13 protein-coding genes are annotated in these 18,454 nt (G+C 43.1%); 4 read left to right on the top strand and 9 right to left on the bottom strand.

Annotated features, from left to right (window positions below):
- Positions 1–603 precede the first annotated feature (603 nt).
- Positions 604–3,492, top strand: coding sequence for an RNA polymerase-associated protein RapA (gene rapA / locus AK822_RS13090; protein ID WP_205628053.1), 2,889 nt, complete (start codon positions 604–606; stop codon positions 3,490–3,492).
- A gap of 496 nt (positions 3,493–3,988) precedes the next feature.
- Complete coding sequence (locus tag AK822_RS13085; protein ID WP_060491950.1) at positions 3,989–4,891, top strand: acyl-CoA thioesterase; 903 nt, start codon at positions 3,989–3,991, stop codon at positions 4,889–4,891.
- Between the two features lie 65 nt (positions 4,892–4,956).
- Here the strand turns inward: AK822_RS13085 and mutY are convergent, their stop codons facing one another.
- Positions 4,957–6,225: an A/G-specific adenine glycosylase gene (mutY, locus tag AK822_RS13080; RefSeq protein WP_060492318.1), complete on the bottom strand. Its 1,269-nt coding sequence runs from the start codon at positions 6,223–6,225 to the stop codon at positions 4,957–4,959.
- Between the two features lie 391 nt (positions 6,226–6,616).
- Here mutY and AK822_RS13075 point away from each other — a divergent pair, with 391 nt between their 5' ends.
- On the top strand, positions 6,617–7,132 hold the full coding sequence (locus AK822_RS13075; protein ID WP_228139032.1) for a GlcG/HbpS family heme-binding protein: 516 nt from the start codon (positions 6,617–6,619) through the stop codon (positions 7,130–7,132).
- A gap of 351 nt (positions 7,133–7,483) precedes the next feature.
- On the opposite strand, the gene AK822_RS13070 is transcribed toward AK822_RS13075, so the two are convergent.
- The 7 genes from AK822_RS13070 to AK822_RS13040 form a co-directional block, all read right to left on the bottom strand.
- On the bottom strand, positions 7,484–7,741 hold the full coding sequence (locus tag AK822_RS13070) for a hypothetical protein (RefSeq protein ID WP_060491949.1): 258 nt from the start codon (positions 7,739–7,741) through the stop codon (positions 7,484–7,486).
- 71 nt (positions 7,742–7,812) lie between these two features.
- Positions 7,813–9,192: a hypothetical protein gene (locus AK822_RS13065; RefSeq protein WP_060491948.1), complete on the bottom strand. Its 1,380-nt coding sequence runs from the start codon at positions 9,190–9,192 to the stop codon at positions 7,813–7,815.
- A 137-nt stretch (positions 9,193–9,329) separates the two neighbouring features.
- The gene (ylqF, locus tag AK822_RS13060) at positions 9,330–10,286 is read right to left on the bottom strand and encodes a ribosome biogenesis GTPase YlqF (RefSeq protein WP_045452455.1); all 957 of its coding nucleotides are present in this window, start codon (positions 10,284–10,286) and stop codon (positions 9,330–9,332) included.
- A 124-nt stretch (positions 10,287–10,410) separates the two neighbouring features.
- Positions 10,411–13,473, bottom strand: coding sequence for a DUF2339 domain-containing protein (locus AK822_RS13055; RefSeq protein ID WP_060491947.1), 3,063 nt, complete (start codon positions 13,471–13,473; stop codon positions 10,411–10,413).
- 153 nt (positions 13,474–13,626) lie between these two features.
- On the bottom strand, positions 13,627–14,097 hold the full coding sequence (locus AK822_RS13050) for a hypothetical protein (RefSeq protein WP_060491946.1): 471 nt from the start codon (positions 14,095–14,097) through the stop codon (positions 13,627–13,629).
- Positions 14,098–14,236: 139 nt separating this feature from the next.
- On the bottom strand, positions 14,237–15,028 hold the full coding sequence (locus AK822_RS13045) for an SDR family NAD(P)-dependent oxidoreductase (protein ID WP_060491945.1): 792 nt from the start codon (positions 15,026–15,028) through the stop codon (positions 14,237–14,239).
- 300 nt (positions 15,029–15,328) lie between these two features.
- Positions 15,329–16,069: a dienelactone hydrolase family protein gene (locus tag AK822_RS13040; protein WP_060491944.1), complete on the bottom strand. Its 741-nt coding sequence runs from the start codon at positions 16,067–16,069 to the stop codon at positions 15,329–15,331.
- A 309-nt stretch (positions 16,070–16,378) separates the two neighbouring features.
- Here AK822_RS13040 and AK822_RS13035 point away from each other — a divergent pair, with 309 nt between their 5' ends.
- Complete coding sequence (locus AK822_RS13035; protein ID WP_060492316.1) at positions 16,379–16,852, top strand: YcgN family cysteine cluster protein; 474 nt, start codon at positions 16,379–16,381, stop codon at positions 16,850–16,852.
- 79 nt (positions 16,853–16,931) lie between these two features.
- On the opposite strand, the gene AK822_RS13030 is transcribed toward AK822_RS13035, so the two are convergent.
- Positions 16,932–18,293, bottom strand: a complete 1,362-nt coding sequence (locus AK822_RS13030) for an Lnb N-terminal periplasmic domain-containing protein (RefSeq protein ID WP_060491943.1) — start codon at positions 18,291–18,293, stop codon at positions 16,932–16,934.
- Positions 18,294–18,454 lie beyond the last annotated feature (161 nt).

Below are 18,454 nucleotides of genomic sequence, written 5' to 3'. Positions count from 1 at the left end.
GGTATTGGTGGCAATCAATTAGGTGGTAATACGTAATCTTAATTAAAATGGTCTGTACATAATGGCAAAAAATTAAAAGTACTACTTTGCTCTTATAACTTAACCGACTTAACTATTGATATTTTTATAACTTAAAGTACTATAAAAGGCCGTACTGTGCCCATAAATCCTTAAGGATAATTAATCATGAATACTAGGCGGCAAAAGAGTATGTGTAGACGTGCGTTTGAATAATTCAGGTAAGAAAGAAGAAATGTTCTATTGCATTTATTAACAATACAGAATCAATTTTATAATGACAATATTTTTTCTTTACTTGCGAGTCGTTATCTCATTGTTTTATATGACCAACTTATGCTTGGCGTTGATATAATCTTGCAATAATCTGCTCTTGAAAAGTCAACTTAGCGCACTCATCTAGCTGCTAACGTTATATAATGGTCGGCTTTATCTTGCGACCTAGCTAATGAGCTGACGCTGCCGGTATGGCCGGTGACCTCTCAGACTATTAAATAATGACATCGCGCTAGTGATTCACGCTAGCAAATCTCATTATGAGCTATCTATTTTTTCCTATTATCTGAGTACAAAAGACATCGCCCTATGACTATCTCTATCGCTTCATTGCACAATACTGAATTTGCCGTTGGTCAACGTTATTTATCTGATACGGAGTCCGAGCTGGGCTTGGGTGTGGTCATCGATGTAGATGACCGATGTGTGCACATTCTATTTCCACAAAGTGAAGAGACGCGCGTCTACGCCAAAAACTCCGCGCCATTATCACGCGTGGTGTTTAAAGTCGGCGATAGTATTTCTGATCAAGCGGGTAAGAGCTATACCGTAACCGCGGTCGAAGAAGTGATGGGCGTGCTCAAATACAGTGTCGATGAGCATGAAAAAGGCATTATGGAAACCCGTTTGGCGGCCAATATCACGCTTGCCAAGCCGCTTGAGCGTCTGCTGGCTGGTCGGATTGAGCGCGGCGATTGGTATGAGCTGCGTCAAGATATCTTGCGTATGCAGTCGGCGCTAGCGGGTCATCCGCTTAAAGGTTTGATGGGTGCGCGTGTCGATATCATTGAACATCAGCTCTATATCGCTCATGAAGTTGGCAAACGTATCGCACCGCGTGTGTTGCTTGCTGACGAAGTTGGTTTGGGCAAAACCATCGAAGCAGGTTTGATTATTCATCAACAGCTGCTAACAGGCAAAGCTGAGCGAGTGCTCATTCTTGTACCAGACAGTCTACAATATCAGTGGATGATTGAGCTGCGTCGTCGTTTTAATCTAAATTTTGCCTTATTTGATTTGGTACGTGCAGCAGCCATTAAAGAGCACGATCCTGAGCAAAACGTCTTTGCCACTGAGCAATGTATCATTGCGGGTATGGATTTACTCCTTGACCACCCTGATTTGTACGACCAAGCGATGGATGCAGGGTTTGATTTACTGGTGGTTGATGAGGCGCATCACCTGCATTGGGATGAGGCGCAAGGCGGCAATGATAAATATGACTTGATTGCTGACTTTGCCGAAGAAACGCCAGGGGTCATGCTATTGACAGCAACGCCAGAGCAGCTTGGCGCGCAAAGTCACTTTGCTCGATTGCGTTTGATCGATCCGGATCGCTTTGATGATTTGGATGAGTTTATCAATGGTCAAGAAGCCTTTGCTGAAACGGCTGCCGTTGCTGGTGTATTGATAGAAGATAAGCCATTGAGCGACAGTCAAATTGCCGCTTTAAGCAGCTTGTTAGACATCAGTCTTGATGAGTTGGCAACGATTAATGATGACGAAAAATTGCGTACTTATGCGCTCAACGAGCTATTAGATCGTCATGGTACAGGTCGTATTCTATTCCGTAATACCCGTGAAAGTGTGAAAGGATTCTATGGTCGTAGCAGCCAGCCGTACCCATTGGCATTACCTGCCGCATGGAAAGACAGCTATCAAACCAATGGTAAATTGCGTGAGCAGCTATGGGGCGAAGAAAACCAACCTGATGGTGGCTGGCTAGAAGATGACCCACGCGTGCCTTGGTTGATTGATATTTTGCGCGGCGAGCTTAAGCACAAAAAAGTGCTGTTGATTGCCCGTAGTGGCGCGACGGTTGAGAGCTTGGAGGCGGTATTACGCTTACATGCTGGTATTAAAACCGCTATCTTTACTGAGCAGATGACCTTGCTTGAGCGTGACCAAGCAGCGGCGTTCTTTGCTGATAGCGAAGGCGCGCAGATATTATTATGCTCAGAGATTGGTTCGGAAGGTCGTAACTTCCAGTTTGCAAGCCAGCTAATATTGTGGGATTTGCCAGCCAATCCAGATACCTTAGAGCAGCGTATTGGTCGCCTAGATCGTATCGGACAAACGCAGCAAATTATGCTCCATGTGCCTTATGTACAAGGCACAGCACAAGAGCGACTGTATCATTGGTATCACGACGCGCTGAATATGTTTAATCAAATCTCTCCAACGGCGCAGAGCGTGCAAGAGCAGTATATCCAAGAGCTAAAGCCCATGCTTGAAGGCGCGGATACTGATGAGAACCGTGCGATACTACAAGATATCATCGAAGACGCGAAGCAGACGCGATTGGGGCTAGAAGCACAGCTACAAGCGGGTCGTGATCGCCTATTAGAATACAACTCGTGTCGCCCACGTGTTGCCAAACGTATCGCTGACGCCATGCGCGATTTTGATGGTCATAATCTACTGCCGCAGTTTATTGAGCGCTTTTTTGCCTCAGCCAATATCGATCACAATATCCAGCGCGATGGCTCGTGGGTGATTGCTCCGATTGACAGCACTGAAATTAGTGATTATATCGATGGTCTGCCACTCGGTGACGAAGATGGCATGACCTTGACATTCGAGCGTGAGCAAGCATTACAGCGTGAAGATATCGAATTTATCACTCACGAACATCCATTGATGCGCGCGATTTATGAGTTGGCGAGTACCAGCACCTTTGGTAATACCACGGTGGCGATGCTAAAAAGTTCTGCTGTACCACAAGGTATGGTACTGCTCGAAGTGAATTTCCGCGTTGAAGCCATTGCGCCAAGGTTGCTCAATTTGCCAGCGACGCTGACCACGCAAAATATCCGCGTGTTTATCAGTGAGCAAGGCAGTGATTTATCCTCGCGTATCAGTGCGGAGATGATTATGCCGCATATTGAGCGTCTGGATAAAAACCGCGCCCGCCAAGTCATTAAAGTACGCGGTGATGTGATTGAGCAGCGTTATTATGAAGCGGAAGAGATTGCCCGTCAGCAGCTTGCTGAGATTGGTGAACAAGCCAGTGCCCGTTTTAGCCAGCAGTGGTCACGTGAAATCAAACGCCTAAAGCATCTACAAACGATTAATCCTAATGTACGCCCTGCCGAAATTGAGCGTTTGGAGCAGCTAAAAGCCCAGGGTGAGCAAGCACTAGGTAGTCTGTTATTAGTCCCAGACTCCATCCGTGTGTTAGTGGCAGTGAAGCCATAAATTCAAATGACCAAAAGAACGAGATGTTTAATAGCATCTCGTTTTTTTATGATTAATATTGTTTATATTAGGGCGCGCCTTAAGGCATGTTAAGCAAAAATATCAACATGGTATTGCCAAGTGAGCGTCGCTCTCTAGTCAAAGCCATCGATATTGGGTAAGATGTTTATCTTTTCGATTTATAGCCCGTTTGCTATAAAAGGGTGACCGCGTCTCGTGTGAAGTATCACATATACCTTTGTACTCGATTGCTTTGTACTTCTTTTAAGCTGAAACAACGATATAATAAATGCTGGTGATAGCGCTGCTATGACCGTGTTTTTTGCGCTAAAATTTTCGTGTTAAATCTCTCTTGTGCATTTTTAGCAAGTGATTTCATATTATTTTACATTCAAATGCAAAGTGTCTTTTGTCTTTCGCGATATGATATTGATATCGTTGGGTGCGTATTTTCAGATGCTTAGCGTTTTTGATAAAAATAAGGAAACCTATCGTCATGTCCGATTATTCGCAATTGATTGATGAGCTGCTAGCTACCGTAGCGCTTATTGAAGTGACCCCCGATGTCTTTGAGGGTAAGAGCCATGACTATGTTGGCAGTCGTATTTTTGGTGGACAAGTGCTCGCCCAAGCCATCATGGCGGCGGCGCATACACTGGATAAAGACAAGCCCTGTCATTCATTGCACGGGTATTTTTTACGCGGTGGTGATATCACTCAGCCAGTGATTTATCAGGTACGCCGCTTGCGTGACGGTCGTAGTCTGTCTGCGCGTGAAGTGACGGCGATTCAGTATAAAGAAGTGCGTGGTAAAGCGCCCGTTGAGCAAGTAATATTTTCAATGATAGCCTCGTTTTCGCCGATGGAAGAGGGTTTAGAGTATCAAGAAGATATGCCAGTTTATCCACCGCCTGAAGATTTGCTTGCTGAGCAAGATTTAAAAGAAGAGTATGTCGGAAAAGTCCCAGACGCACTCAAAGCCCGTTTTATGCGGCGTCGCCATGTCGAAATTAAACCCGTTAAACCGCGTGATCCGATTCATCCAGAGCCAATGAAACCGAAGCAGGCGAACTGGTTGCGTATCCGCGAATTGGGCAATCAACCTGTTGCGATTCAACAAGCGCTATTGGCATTTTCGTCCGATTTTTATCTGGTTGGTACAGGGCTGATGTCACATGGTGTTAGCTTTATGACCAGCGGCTTGCAAGCGGCTAGTATTGACCACTCGATGCATTTCCATCGTAATTTTGATCTAAACGGTTGGATGCTATACGACATGTGGAGTGATACCACGTCTAATGCCAAGGGCTTAAACCATGGGCAGTTTTGGCAAGACGGTAAGCTGGTTGCTACGGTACAACAAGAAGGCTTGATGCGTTTGCGAGTGCCGAAGTCTTAGCTCTAACTGTGTTTGTAAATAAAGTTGAATAAAAAGCGACTGAGAATTGTTCTGAGTCGCTTTTTTTATTCTAAAATCTTAACCATTGCTCGTGGCAATCCAAGTGTTGCCTGAGCATCAACAGCATTTAGCCAATTAATATTAATTTGTGCTGCTTCTAAGGCTTCGGTTATTTCAGCCACTTGCTTAGCATTTAAAGTGACTGATTGCGGTGTTAGATACCAATGAAAATGGGTCAGTGAATGCTTAATAGGGACGTCGTCTAATAAATTTTTACTGACTGCTTTTGCTGTCAATTTATGCTTATCTAACCACTCGTTGATAATTTGCTCGGCAGTGGTAAATTCTGCTTCATATACTTTTTCATTACTGGTCACTTTTAATACTGTATCGTCAATTTTAGTCATTTTTTCTGCGGCAGTTTTAGTATTCATTTTACCTGCGGTTTTTTCAACAAACTGTAAAGGCAAACTCCACAGTCCGCCCCAAATGCCATTGTCAGGGCGTTGTAGCCACAGTATTTTTCCATCAATATCTTCAATCAATAACGCATTGCTAAACTTGCTAGGTTTAGGCTGCTTTTTTGCTTTGACTGGATAATCTGTTTCGCGTCCTTGCTCGTGGGCTAGGCAGTCCTCTTGAAGGGGACATAATAGGCAGGCAGGTTTGCTACGCGTGCATAACGTCGCGCCCATATCCATCATCGCTTGCGCGAACAATCCTGAGTCATCGACAGGCGTTAAACGCTCTGCCAATGCCCATAGCACTTTGGTGGTGGCAGACTTGGTAATATCACTATCAATCGCTGCCCAACGCGTCAAGACACGTTTGACATTGCCATCACAAATGACGCCATAACGATGTAAGCCCATCGCCATAATCGCGCCAGCGGTCGATGGCCCGACGCCAGAGATGGCTTCCCACCCTGCTAGCGTCTGCGGAAAGTCGCCCGTCTCATCAATGACTTCGACCAGTTGTTTCGCGCCTTTATGCAAATTACGCGCGCGCGCATAATAGCCAAGTCCTGCCCAATGCTCTGCTACCGTGTCCCATTCTGCGGCTGCTAAATCTTGTACCGTTGGAAACGATGCCATAAAACGGGCAAAATAGGGCAGCACCGTCGTTACTTGCGTCTGCTGTAGCATGACTTCGGATAGCCAAACGATATAAGGATTGGGCGCGTCGGTTTGGTGCTGCTGCCAAGGTAGGTCATGGCGACCGTTTTCGGCGAACCAATCGAGTAGGCGCGGGGCGAACGAATCGAGAGAAGTAAAGTATTGAGTAAAAGTGTTTTCTATCGTTGTGAGGTTTGCAGTGGGGGTAAGCTGAGTCATATCATCAATTTTTGGCATATTAGTGTATGAATTATAACCGATTTTCGAAAGAAGTGAGTTGATATCACTGTTGTGCGCTTTTTGAGATTACCACGATGTAAGCGTTTTTTGAGTGTGAGTGTTGAAAAACAGAGTATGTAACAGAAAACTTAATATAGAGTTGCAAATTTATAAAGTAAATCTTACAAAATTAAGTGAATTTTGTAGAAAAATTAACTTATCATTGTTGTGCTTTTTGCAAGATTATGACTCTTATTCTCGCTAGGGCCGCAAGAGCACCTTTGAGTTAACGATAACTCATTGTCTGGTTTCATCAAATACGCTTATTAAAGCTCACTAAGCATCATTTCAAACAAACGCTCACATGTATGAGTAATATTTAGGACTCTTTATGAAGTTAATGTCGAACTACTTATCTAAAGCATTATTGGCACTAGCAGTCATCGGCTGTTCAGCCAACGTTTTGGCCGCCAAACCAAATCTAGTATTACAACAGCCCAATGTTTCTTTAGAGTTGGCCAATGAATTAATCGATGCCACCATGGCAGCCTGTCACGCAGAGGGCAAATCCGCCGTGGTCGCGGTTGTTGATCGTGCTGGCAATTTAATCGCGCTACAGCGCGATGATAACGTTGGTCCGCACAATACTGATGCTGCTGTCCGCAAAGCATTCACGGCATTATCTACCAAAACGCCTTCACGTACGTTGGCGGATAATGCTCGCGCTAATCCAGACTCAAATAACTTGAATACGGTAAATGATTTACTGCTGATCGGCGGCGGTGTGCCGTTAAAGTTTGGTAATGATGTGATCGGCGCTATTGCAGCGGGCGGCGCAGGCGGTGCAGTACAAGATGAAGCTTGTGCGTTGAAAGCTATCGAAAAAGTCATGCCTAAACAGAAGTAGTTGATGGCTTAGATATTGCTAAATGATTTAGATATCATCAAATAACTTCGATATCGTTAGCAGTAAACATAAAAAAAGCCCTTATGGGCTTTTTTTGCATGAGCTCTAAAATAATTTTATACAGCTAACATTATAGACACAAAGGGTTGTCGATTTACTTCCGATTCTTCCGCGTTTTCAAACGACGTAAGCGTAATACGCCCAAGCTTAGCGCTACGTAACTCGTTGATCGAAATCTCAGACATGCGGTACGTATCGACTTGATTGCCCGAACGTACACAGCTGCGATTGCGTCCAGCGACTTCAAAAAACTCCCAATCAGTCTTAGGTAATTTTTCAATTTTATAGCTGCTAGATCTTGCACGGTCGGAAACGACGCCATAAAACGCGCAAAGTAGCCACCTGCGTTTGCTGTAGCATAACTTCGAATAGCCAGACGATATAAGGATTGGGCGCGTCGGTTTGGTGCTGCTTCCAAGGCAAATCATGGCGACCGTTTTTGGCAAACCAATCTAGTAAGCGTGGTGCGAAGCAGTTTAGCTCGGTTTCAATATGGTTGGAAGGTTTATCTTTGAGATGTATCTCTGAGTTAGCAGCTATCTTAGTCATAAAGGAATATTAGTATGATTCATATAACTTATATAAATAAGTACAATAATAAAGCTAAAAATAAGTTATCTCTAGTTTTCAGACGTATAACCCTTTTTGAATCCACAGTCTTTGCAGTCGAGCGACAGCTTAGAGTCAATCATGTTAATTTGAACGTTTTTAGAGTTACATTTTATGCAATATAAATTATTTTCTTTGTTACTCTCATTAGTAGGAAAATATTTAGGAGAAATTTCTTGTTCCCAGTACTTACCTATAGCTTTATTAAACCCAGCGTCCTCACCATTTAAAAGGAAGTCAAAAACCATCTGACTTAAATAGGAACGAGGAGCCCTTGAATCGCGATTATATTTATAAGTTTCCCAATTTTCTTTTAACGCTCTTTCACCTAAAGACAACATTTTTCCAGGAATGATATTCCCTGCATGTTTTCTACTACTTGCAAATCCCTTAGTATAGAAAATATGAGCATCTTCAACTGCCTTTTTTACGAAATAATAGATTTCGCTTACTGAGAAATCTATTAATAACTGTTCTGTTATCTCTCTGGTCTTCTTCTCAGCAACGAAAATTACGTTTAGTTCTTCAATTTTTATATACAAATACTGTAATACTTCTTCAACACTAATTTTCAGGAGAAGCTCAAATAGTTCATTTTCCCATTCTGGCGTAATATCATTTTTTATATCAAAATAAATCTTATTATAAATTTCACTTAATTGATTGCGATTTTCACCATCAAGTGACACATTAACTATCCATTGGACTTTTCTTTGGTAATAACTTTTAGCTGGATTTTCATCTGGAAAAGCATCAATTGAAGAAAGAGGATCTATCAACAAAATATTTGAACGATATAGTCTGTCAATATAACCTTCATCCATAGAACTAGATGGTGTAAATAGTCTTATTCTTAATGGATTATCTAAAGATAGGATATGACCAAAGTCTTCATCAGTTTGGATCCTAAATAAAGTTAGTAATATTAGTTTTTCAGTAAAGGTTAAACACTCATAATCTATGGGAGAGAATTTTTGCAAGCAGTGTGATTCTGCAATAATTTCTCTTTTTTTATTTACATCGTCAATAGCTTTCTGTCTTTTTAAATCTAAACATTTGCTGCATTCGCAGTATTCTTGGTAGCAACTATTACTACTAGCAAAAATTTTATGGGCACATTTATAACATTCGATAGGATTGTTCTTCCAAGAACTGTGGCTCTTACTTTTACGCTTTACATACATTGGGATTTGACAGTATGGGCATACAGTATCAAGTAACTGCTGAGGAGGTAGTACTTTAATCAGTTTATTAGGGTTAATATCGATTTCATAGTCAGCTATCAAAGCAGAATTTTTTTCACCATTCAGATATCGTTGATACAACTCTTCGATATCTGAATCTGTTAAATGTTTCACCTCATCTGCAATCGCTACTAAGGAATCTCTCATAATTTGCTCTTAATATAATTACTGTTGACTATTATCTAAATTTTATCTTATGAACTCTAAAAAATGCTCATGTGCTAGGTTATGTATCATATAAGATTCTAACTATAATTGAAAAATAGAATTAACTACTTCTCAACCTACTTCCGATTCTTCCGCGTTTTCAAACGACGTAAGCGCTTTTCTTCTTCTTTAGCGATTCTTTTTTCTTCTGCTGCTAAGCGTTGCTCAGCGACGACGAGTTCTTCAGCTTCAGACATGGCTGGCGTCTCAAGCGTAATACGCCCAAGCTTAGCGCTACGTAACTCGTTGATCAAAATCTCAGACATGCGGTAGGTATCGACTTGATTGCCCGAACGTACACAGCCGCGATTGCGTCCAGCGACTTCAAAAAACTCCCAATCAGTCTTTGGTAGTGCTTCAATTTTATAGCGGGTTTTTAGCAGCTCAGGGTAGGCTTGCATCAAGTATTCAGCGGTATAGCTGGCGACATCAGCGAAGTCAAAAGCCGTATCACGAATACCACCCGTCGCTGCCAGACGATAGCCAGAGTTTTCGTTTTCGACTTTTGGCCATAACATACCGGGCGTGTCATAAAGCATGATGTCATCATCAAGTTTAATCAACTGCTGCGACTTAGTAACTGCTGGCTCATCGCCAGTTCTTGCTACGGCGCGTCCAGCCAAGGTATTAATCAACGTCGATTTACCGACGTTTGGAATTCCCATAATCATGGCTTTAATTTGGCGACCCGTACCCACTTTATTGGGCACAAGTTGTTTACAGATGGCTATGATACGTTTGACATCATTGGCTTTATCAGTATCGCAAGCAATGGCTTTCACACCGCTTTGCTGCTCAAGATAGTCCATCCACGCTTGGGTCAATTCAGGATCAGCAAGGTCGGCTTTGTTCAGAATTTTGATGACGGGTTTTTCGCCGCGCAATGCCGCGACCATTGGGTTTTCACTACTATATGGGATACGCGCATCGATCACCTCGATGACCAAATCCATCTGCGGCATGATTTCTTTGATTTCGTTACGGGCTTTGTTCATGTGCCCAGGGAACCACTGAATACTTGCTCTCTTATCCATCTGCTTTCATAACCTTTTATAAAAAATGCGCAAAGTAAGACGATCGTCATTTACTTTTCATGGTGTCCAGTTTACTACAGAACCACAGTACTCACGCCATAATTTCGCCCAACCAGATGCGCGGTTACTCTTGAGCTAGATTTTCTATTTCATCGCGGGCAGGGGGTAACGGTGCAAGATAACCAATTAATAGTATTAAACTGCCTGCGCCAAGGAAAGATATCACCCGCCAAATCGCTTCGGTCTGCGACAAATCAACCAATACCAGTTTGAGTACGACAATACCTAATAGCCCGATACCCATAAACCAAAGCGTCCGCTGCCAATAGCGACTGGCGACGATGGTGGCGACTAAAGCCAAGAGCGTCCATAAAATGGTCAATCCTGTCTGTACTTGCTCGCTATTCCATGCGCCGCCCTGAGCGCTGTCCCACAGCGGTGTACCGATAAAGGCATGTAATGTTCTAACCAACATACTGGAAATCAGCCAAAAGCTGATAAGCCCCAATATAACCAGTAAATTATCAGTAGTGAATATGCGCTTAGTTTGGGGGGCTGCACTTGATTCGATAAGACTCTCATCGCGGCGATGTTGGCTCATGTAATATAGACTAAAACCAACCAATAGCGTCAGCAATGAGGTAATGTCGTATAAATTCAGTAGTGGGAAGTAGGACATATCCCAAATTACACCATCATAAGACCAGTTGGTCATGATGACCCAACTTAAAGCAATGGGCGCAAAGATAGCCGCGCAGCTCAATAGCGCTTGTTGCCAATCAAACCAGTACAGTGGGCTTTGTTTTAATACCTGATTCGTGCGCTTATTTTGCTGACGATAATCGGAATTACGATAGCTGAACCATAGCCCAGCCAATATTAAAATGGCTGGACTCAAGACAGCCATCACGCCAGCGGAATCTGCGATTCCATAGTGGGCGGCGGCAGCAATGATTAGAATGCTAGCTCCCAGCCAGCTTGCGCCATCATAGCGTGACAGCTCGGAGTGGTCGTACCATGTCTTTAACCACGATTGTCCGATAATCAACCAACCAACGATTAAACCAGTAAATAGTAGCCAATCTGCTGTCTGCCATATCAAATGAAACTCGAATTTTTGCGGTAACTGTAGGACAAGCATGAGATAAAAGACGATCGATAAGCCGTGGCTAAGTTGTCTGATTTCTATCCACGAGTGATAACGATCGATTGTCCAATAAATGGCAAGGCTGATTAGAGCTGCGAGTGCAATCATGGTCGTCGTTGCCAGTGTCCAACTGGTGAACCACTGGTTAAAATCAAGCAGCAGCACTTGTAGTAGCCACGCTATAGCTGTAAAGGTCAAAAACCTTATAAGTATAGGACTGTGCCAAACAAGATTAAACACGGTGCTTTTGCTGTTGATTGAGGTTAGCCATTGCTGTGCGGCATGAGTGCTGATCCCCAGTGCGTCGGCATAGGTCGCTATCGCATCTGGCGTGGCGTTTTGCTCTTGGGAGAATTCTAAGTTATTGTTTAAGCTACTATTTAAGTGGTTATCAAAGCTGTCGCTGCTATCGTTCAATGTAGTTGGCGAGTTGCTGACGCGTAAGATAAACATCGTTGCTAGATAGCTGATAGCCGAAATGGTTAAGGCCAATGTTGGATGATCTTGAATGGCGAAGACTACTTTTACCATCAGCATGCCTATACTGATTAGCTGCAATAACAAACCAAATAACACTGACCACGCTCGCAATGAACGCCGTCCAAACCAGACCAGCGCCAATCCTTGTACTGACCAGCCAAAAGCAATCCATTCAGCATCTAATGCTAAGGGGATTACCAGCGCCAAAAAACCAAATCCTAAAGCCAACATGCCTTCGGTGATTAAGGCATAACGCTGGCTACGCTGCACAAACAACCAGCCGAGTCCTAAGTAAACAGTGGCTAAAATAGTACTAGCGATGGTTAAGGCGTTAGGAATGTCATCGAATAATGCCGCAAATAAACCAAAGGCTAATATCGGCACTGAAAACAGTAAGCCAGTATCAATAGGGAATACATAGCTATTATTTCTTGCGTGAACGCTATCTAAAGGCTTTACGTTGTCTGCGCTCTCTGTCTGGATGATGTCTGTTTCATTAAGAGTATTGTAGGCAATGATTTGTTGGGCGTAGCGAATGACGACAAACAGATATAGCAGTAAATGTAAGGTGACCAGTAGGACTAAAGACCAGCGCTGCGCCTCAATGACTGTGCTCAAATTCTCACTGATACCCCAGTAGTAAGCCAATCCAAAGGTCACAGTGACACCGAATAAATTCAGTATTTTCCATGGGCGGTAATGCGCGATAATCGCAATCGTCACGTTCAATAGTAGATAGTAACTAAACAATACCACCAAACTGCCCGTGTTTTCACTGGTCAAAATAGGCGCAAAAAACCCACCCGATAACGCTAACAACGCCAGTGGAAAAGCGTTTTGACGCACGGCGAGTGCAATGGTAATCGCAGATAATAGCCCAAGCCCAATAAAGCTCGGTAAGTTAGGCAAGACTTGGTAAACGCCATAGGCAAAAAAGGTCGTTAAATACGCAATCGCTAAGCCTGCACCTTGTAGGGTGATGCCATAAGCAAAGCGATTTTTTGCCAATTTTAAGCCTAATGCTGCTAGACCTAAACCGAGGATGCCTATCGCTAAAAGCTTGGACGCTATCGACACTTCGATATAGTCGCTTAACAAGCGAAGTAGTAGCACCACACCGATAAGTAGGACGATCACGCCAACGCGTACGACCAGATTGCCGCCAAAAAACCAGTTTTTGATAGAGTGAATCAATGAAGTGACGATAGGCAGTGAGCGCTCATCAGGCTCTATGGGTGATGGTTTTTTTGGAGAAGGGGCTGGTTTCGGGTGAATCGTAGCAGTAGGTAAAGGAGGTGCTGAGTCAAATAGCTCCTCGATAATAGGTTGGGGCGAGTGAGTCTCAGCTAGCGTTTGAGCCATTGGTTCAGTATGAACGTCTACGTTATTATCGGCGTTGACGTTGTTCATAGAGCTGACACGGTGTTGCTGCGCTTGTAACTCATCTTGCAGTTGCGTGATGTCTTGTTGAAGCTGATCAACGCGTCGCTTTAGTTTATTGTAAAAAACGATAATCACTACTAGACAAACAAGCAATACAAACCCGCTGATATCAGACATAGCGCTACCACACCGTTACTCAATATTTGATGGCTTGATGATGACTCGATTTCAAAGCAAACACAAGCAAAGCGCTCATCAAAAAAAGGGCTAGCCCAAGATTATTCGTTTACGATCATGGAGCTGACCTTGATGCTTTATAAACTAAGATATTTAAGCGGCATATAATTTATGTCTTTCTGACAACGTACATTCACGCAAGGTTAGATAATTCACCATACCTGAGACGATACCTGCAATAACACCGATAATAATTAAAGCTGAAATCAAAGATACTTCGACCGTACCTGCGTATTTTTGCCATAGTACAGCAAGAGAGGTCAATACCCCAAAGGTAAAAAATCCATGCTTTATCGTCAACCAAAAAGCGGTTGGGAAGAAGGCTACTTTTTTTTCTTTGATACCAAAATAAGCCACCATAGTTAAAATCATGGCTAACGTAATCGATAAGGTAACGGAGGTACCGAGCACCGTGTCTTCATTATTGGTAATAGAGTCAACAGATATTGCGATTGATGAGTATGTTTTTAAGAAGAAATATTGTATGCCGCCGTTAATGAAAGCATTGATTACGCCAGTAAGCATAGCGCCTTTTAGTAATTTTGCGTTTAATGCTGTTGCCATGGTTTATGTTCCAAGTCTAATCAGGTAGGTTTATGCATAAAAAATACTGAGTAGATAAAATCCTACCCAGTATGGTCGAATGCTCGACACGCCCTATTATGTATCGTTTATAAATTTATGATTAAAATGATGACTGAGTTTATGAGGTTGGCATTTTGCTTTTGTAAACACCGCCACCATTGACTGTCAGTTCAGCACCAGTAATCCAAGACGCTGCATCACTTAACAAAAACGCCATCGCTTGAGCGATATCTGCTGGCACACCACGTCGTTTTAGGACGATACCTTTGACCACATTATCGATCATCTCTTGGGTATAACCGGCTTCTTCAGAGGAAGCACCATTATCTACTGTACCGATGATTAGTGAGTTAAAGCGCACTTCAGGACCTGATGCGACCGCCATACTTTTTACCATATTTAGCAAGCCCGCTTTAGCTGTGCTGTATTCGATAAATTCTGGCGATGGTGTATTACCAACCATGGATCCAGAAAATACCACAGAGGCGTTTTCTTCTTGTTTTAAATACGGCATACATAAACGAGTCAAATGATAAGATCCCAAGGTATTGAGCTTATACGCATTGACCATTTTTTCGGTGGTAGATTCCCATAAGGGCGTACTTGCACCCCAACCGACGTTGTTGACTACTGCAGAAATCTTACCGAATTTTGCAATAGTTGCATCCACCAAGGCTGCAATTTGCGTCTCGTCAGTAAAGTCGGTTTTCATGCCTAAGGTTGCATTGCCTGTTTCTTTTTCGATATCAGCGGCAATTTGCTTCACTTTATCTTCATTTAAATCAGCGAGGACAATGTTGCCTCCTAATGAGCTTAAAAACCGTGCAGCCTCGCTACCAATAGCGCCTGCTGCACCACTGATAATGATGGTTTTATGATGAAAGTCGAATAGTTGTTGGATTGTTTTCATGGTTTTACCTCATTATTAGTGAGTGGTTAGAGAGCTATCAGCAAGTGGTGTGACCGATTATATGAATCACGACTGTGCAATAACCATGTTAGCGTCTTAAATCCTTACTAATAGTAAGCCTTTGTAAATATGTAATGATCAATATGGATTTGTTTACGATAAAAAAAGCAGAGTGCGGCGGGCGCACTCTGCTATATATTGCGTTAATAGATAGGGGTTAATAAATAGTGTGTTAATAACCTGAAAACAGCTATTGATATGCCTGATTCAAAGATTATTTACCTAAGTTATTTACCTAAGTTATTTACCTAAGTTATTTTCCATAAATTCAAGCATGTTTTCCCAGCTTTGCTTGGCAGCGGCTTCGTTGTAGCCGAGATCAACCTCATTTTTAGCAGCGCGCTCATCGGCATGTGGATTGGTAAAGCCATGTTTAGCGTTGTCATAAACATCGATAATATAGTCAACGCCAGCAGCATCTAGTTCTGATTTTAGACCTTCTATTGCTTCCATTGATACCATTGAATCATCGCGACCGTGAGCAACCAATACGTTAGCGGTGAAGTTTTTATCCGCTGGCTGTTTTGGTGTTGGGTTGCCATGGAAAGTGGCGACCGCTTTTAATGGCATGCCTTCGCGAGCCATATCAAGCACGACCTTACCACCAAAGCAAAAGCCAATCGCTGCTAGATTGTCACCATCAACGGCTAACTGGTCGCTAAAGTCATTAAGGATTAAACGGCAGCGCGACATCAGCATATCTTGATCTTCTAATACTTGCTCCATCCACATATTCGCTTGCGCGGCATCGGTGGTCAGCTTGCCTTCACCGTACACGTCCATTGCGACGGCGGCATAACCTGCTTCTGCCAAGCGCTCGACCACTGATTTTGGGTGATCAACGATACCCCACCATTCTGGCGCTACTAAAATTCCCGCAACAGGATGGTCGTCAGATGCATTTTCTGGCAATGCCACATAGCTGATAAGCTGGACACCGTTTTCGGTGGTACTGATTAATTCAAAAGTCTTAATTGACATATTATTATCCTTTTTTATGTGAGGAGTTTTACGTTATAAAGGTTATTTGTCTGTGTTTTTGCTATATCGTTTTTCTTACTTTTACTACCTTAACGCTCAACCTAGGCAAAAACAGCTATAATACTGTAACGCTCTTTATCAAAATGCTACGGCACCTTTATGACACTAAACTTGTTAAACAACTGTGCAGCCCACCTAGACTCTGACGCAACTTTGGCGTTAAAAGTCACGGAAAAATCAGCTGTGAGCTTATTTCCTGACAGTGGTAATGAAAGCAATAGCGACTATGACAGTAAACTCAATGACACATTGCGTCCGAATTTTTGGTCGCGCTTTGCATTGTCAGAATTAAATCATAGCGAATGGGAAGCGTTGTGTGATGGTTGTGGTAGTTGCTGTTTGATTAAGTATATTGACGAAGATGAGAATGGTGATGTGGATGAAGAGTTGGTCGAGTATACCGATGTGACTTGCCAGCTAATGGATTGTACGACGGGTTATTGCCAGCATTACGCCACGCGTCAAGAGCATGTGCCTGACTGTATTCAGCTGACCATGGACAATCTGCCGCAGATGATGTGGTTGCCTTCGCACTGCGCCTATAAGCGTTTGTATAAAGGACAAGATTTGCCAAGTTGGCATTTGTTATTGACCCAAGATGTAGTGGTAACACAGCAACAAATGCGTGCTGCCAATGTTGGCGTGGCTGGGCGCTGTGTTTCTGAGACTGGTATGTCTGATGAAGCGATGGAGGAGCGGGTGGTCAGCTGGGTCAAGCCTTGATAATACTGAGAGTTACTGAAATCAGTGACATCAGTGACGTTGGTATTATTGCAGGATAAAAGTATAGTGCTACTTGATGTTAATAAGAAACCTGAGCCGCAGATTTGGCTTTTGTCTCAGCATCTTCTTGCGTGTCAGCCAATGGCGGGATAGGAATGTCCTGACGAATTTGCTCAGAAAATTCGCGGCTGTTTTCGTTGCTATTAACGCCAGACTCTAGATTGATTTGATTACTGAATCCTTTAACCTTTGAGTTGATATGGGTACGCTCGTACCATGTATCCATTGACCAAGGCTGCCCAGTCTTTTCTGGATTAGCGTCAAGCATACCGACATCATATAGATAATTTGGCAGCCAGCCAGAGACCCAAATCCGATAATCCCACGGCAGGCGATCGCCACTGACGATACGCGCCATATAAAAAATGATATTGGTGCAATTACTGAGTAATGTGTTATACCAAGCAGGCTTGGCATTCAATTCATCGGCAGCGGTTAAGTAAGATTCAAATAGTGACTTGACCTCGTGCTGCTGCAAGTTGCTAACGGGAAATAGATAAACTTGCTCGCCACGCGCATTCGTTCGGGTATAGATAATATCACGCTCTTCTGCGGCAATCAGGCTCAGCTCATAGCGTCTAAAAAACCCTGCCAATGCCGAAAACGATTCGCCTTCTTCTTTACGAATCTCAAATGAGAAAGCAAGCGGTCTATCATCTTCAAAACGAAAACTGACCAACGTATGGGCAATCAGTGGACCCATCCAGTAAGAATTGGTGACATCGACGCCAGATAGTTTGGACATATCAATGGTACGTGTGTCCCAGCGTTCGGTCGCCTCCGTGTCGGTATGCCAATCAAAGTTGCGTACATTGGTTAGGGTCACTAAGTCAGGATTGGTTGCATCGCGCTCGTAAGTGACCCTTTCACTTACCTCAGCCATCCAGTCGCGCTCTTGTTGGGGTTCAATAGAAAAAAACCAGCCAACGCCTACCAACCAAATAGCACCATATAAAGCGGTTAACCATTTATTTACTGACTTACTATTTATGGTTGTTTTGTTGCTCCATGGTTTACTGCTGCGTTGTTTATGATCAAAGCGCTGAGCTATTTTCGGCCAATAGCGAACGCTCAGTAAGGCTGTCAGTACACCAACAATGAAAAGTGCGGTTAACCAAGTGATGGCAGAGCCTGCTCCAAACTGATACCAAATCGCCAGCAATAACCAAACGGCTGACAGTAGCAAGGTGATAATGATGAAAAACTGTACAAGATAATATCGCCATGTAGGTGTCGGTTGGCGACCATTCGCAGTGTTATTTTTTAAGCCGTGTCTATTCGAACCATGATTATTTGGCTCAAGCGTGTCCAAGCCGTTATCTGAACGATGGCTATGTGAGTGCGGCGTGAGCAGGCGAGAGAAAAAGGAACGTAGCGACATAGGGTGTGCTTTGGTGTGTGAAGGCTTTGACCATAGCAAAGTTTATAACGTACTGACAATACAATTTGAGTGAATTTATCGTTGAATGTCGGTGAGCCTTGCGCTAAAGTGAAGCTACTTTGATCTGCTCTATTTATAATTTAATAATCAAAGATCTGTTT

The sequence above is a fragment of the Psychrobacter sp. P11F6 genome, from assembly GCF_001435295.1.
Lineage (GTDB): Bacteria > Pseudomonadota > Gammaproteobacteria > Pseudomonadales > Moraxellaceae > Psychrobacter.
Note: the sequence above shows the minus strand (reverse complement) of the source record. Positions and strands in the feature narration are given on the sequence as shown.

What these genes read in the sequence shown, in the direction of transcription:
- AK822_RS13045 (WP_060491945.1), bottom strand. Translation starts at nt 15,028, where the DNA reads ATGAAAACAATCCAACAACTATTCGACTTTCATCATAAAACCATCATT.
- ylqF (WP_045452455.1), bottom strand. Translation starts at nt 10,286, where the DNA reads ATGGATAAGAGAGCAAGTATTCAGTGGTTCCCTGGGCACATGAACAAA.
- mutY (WP_060492318.1), bottom strand. Translation starts at nt 6,225, where the DNA reads ATGACTCAGCTTACCCCCACTGCAAACCTCACAACGATAGAAAACACT.
- AK822_RS13065 (WP_060491948.1), bottom strand. Translation starts at nt 9,192, where the DNA reads ATGAGAGATTCCTTAGTAGCGATTGCAGATGAGGTGAAACATTTAACA.
- rapA (WP_205628053.1), top strand. Translation starts at nt 604, where the DNA reads ATGACTATCTCTATCGCTTCATTGCACAATACTGAATTTGCCGTTGGT.
- AK822_RS13030 (WP_060491943.1), bottom strand. Translation starts at nt 18,293, where the DNA reads ATGTCGCTACGTTCCTTTTTCTCTCGCCTGCTCACGCCGCACTCACAT.
- AK822_RS13040 (WP_060491944.1), bottom strand. Translation starts at nt 16,069, where the DNA reads ATGTCAATTAAGACTTTTGAATTAATCAGTACCACCGAAAACGGTGTC.
- AK822_RS13050 (WP_060491946.1), bottom strand. Translation starts at nt 14,097, where the DNA reads ATGGCAACAGCATTAAACGCAAAATTACTAAAAGGCGCTATGCTTACT.
- AK822_RS13075 (WP_228139032.1), top strand. Translation starts at nt 6,617, where the DNA reads ATGAAGTTAATGTCGAACTACTTATCTAAAGCATTATTGGCACTAGCA.
- AK822_RS13085 (WP_060491950.1), top strand. Translation starts at nt 3,989, where the DNA reads ATGTCCGATTATTCGCAATTGATTGATGAGCTGCTAGCTACCGTAGCG.
- AK822_RS13070 (WP_060491949.1), bottom strand. Translation starts at nt 7,741, where the DNA reads ATGACTAAGATAGCTGCTAACTCAGAGATACATCTCAAAGATAAACCT.
- AK822_RS13055 (WP_060491947.1), bottom strand. Translation starts at nt 13,473, where the DNA reads ATGTCTGATATCAGCGGGTTTGTATTGCTTGTTTGTCTAGTAGTGATT.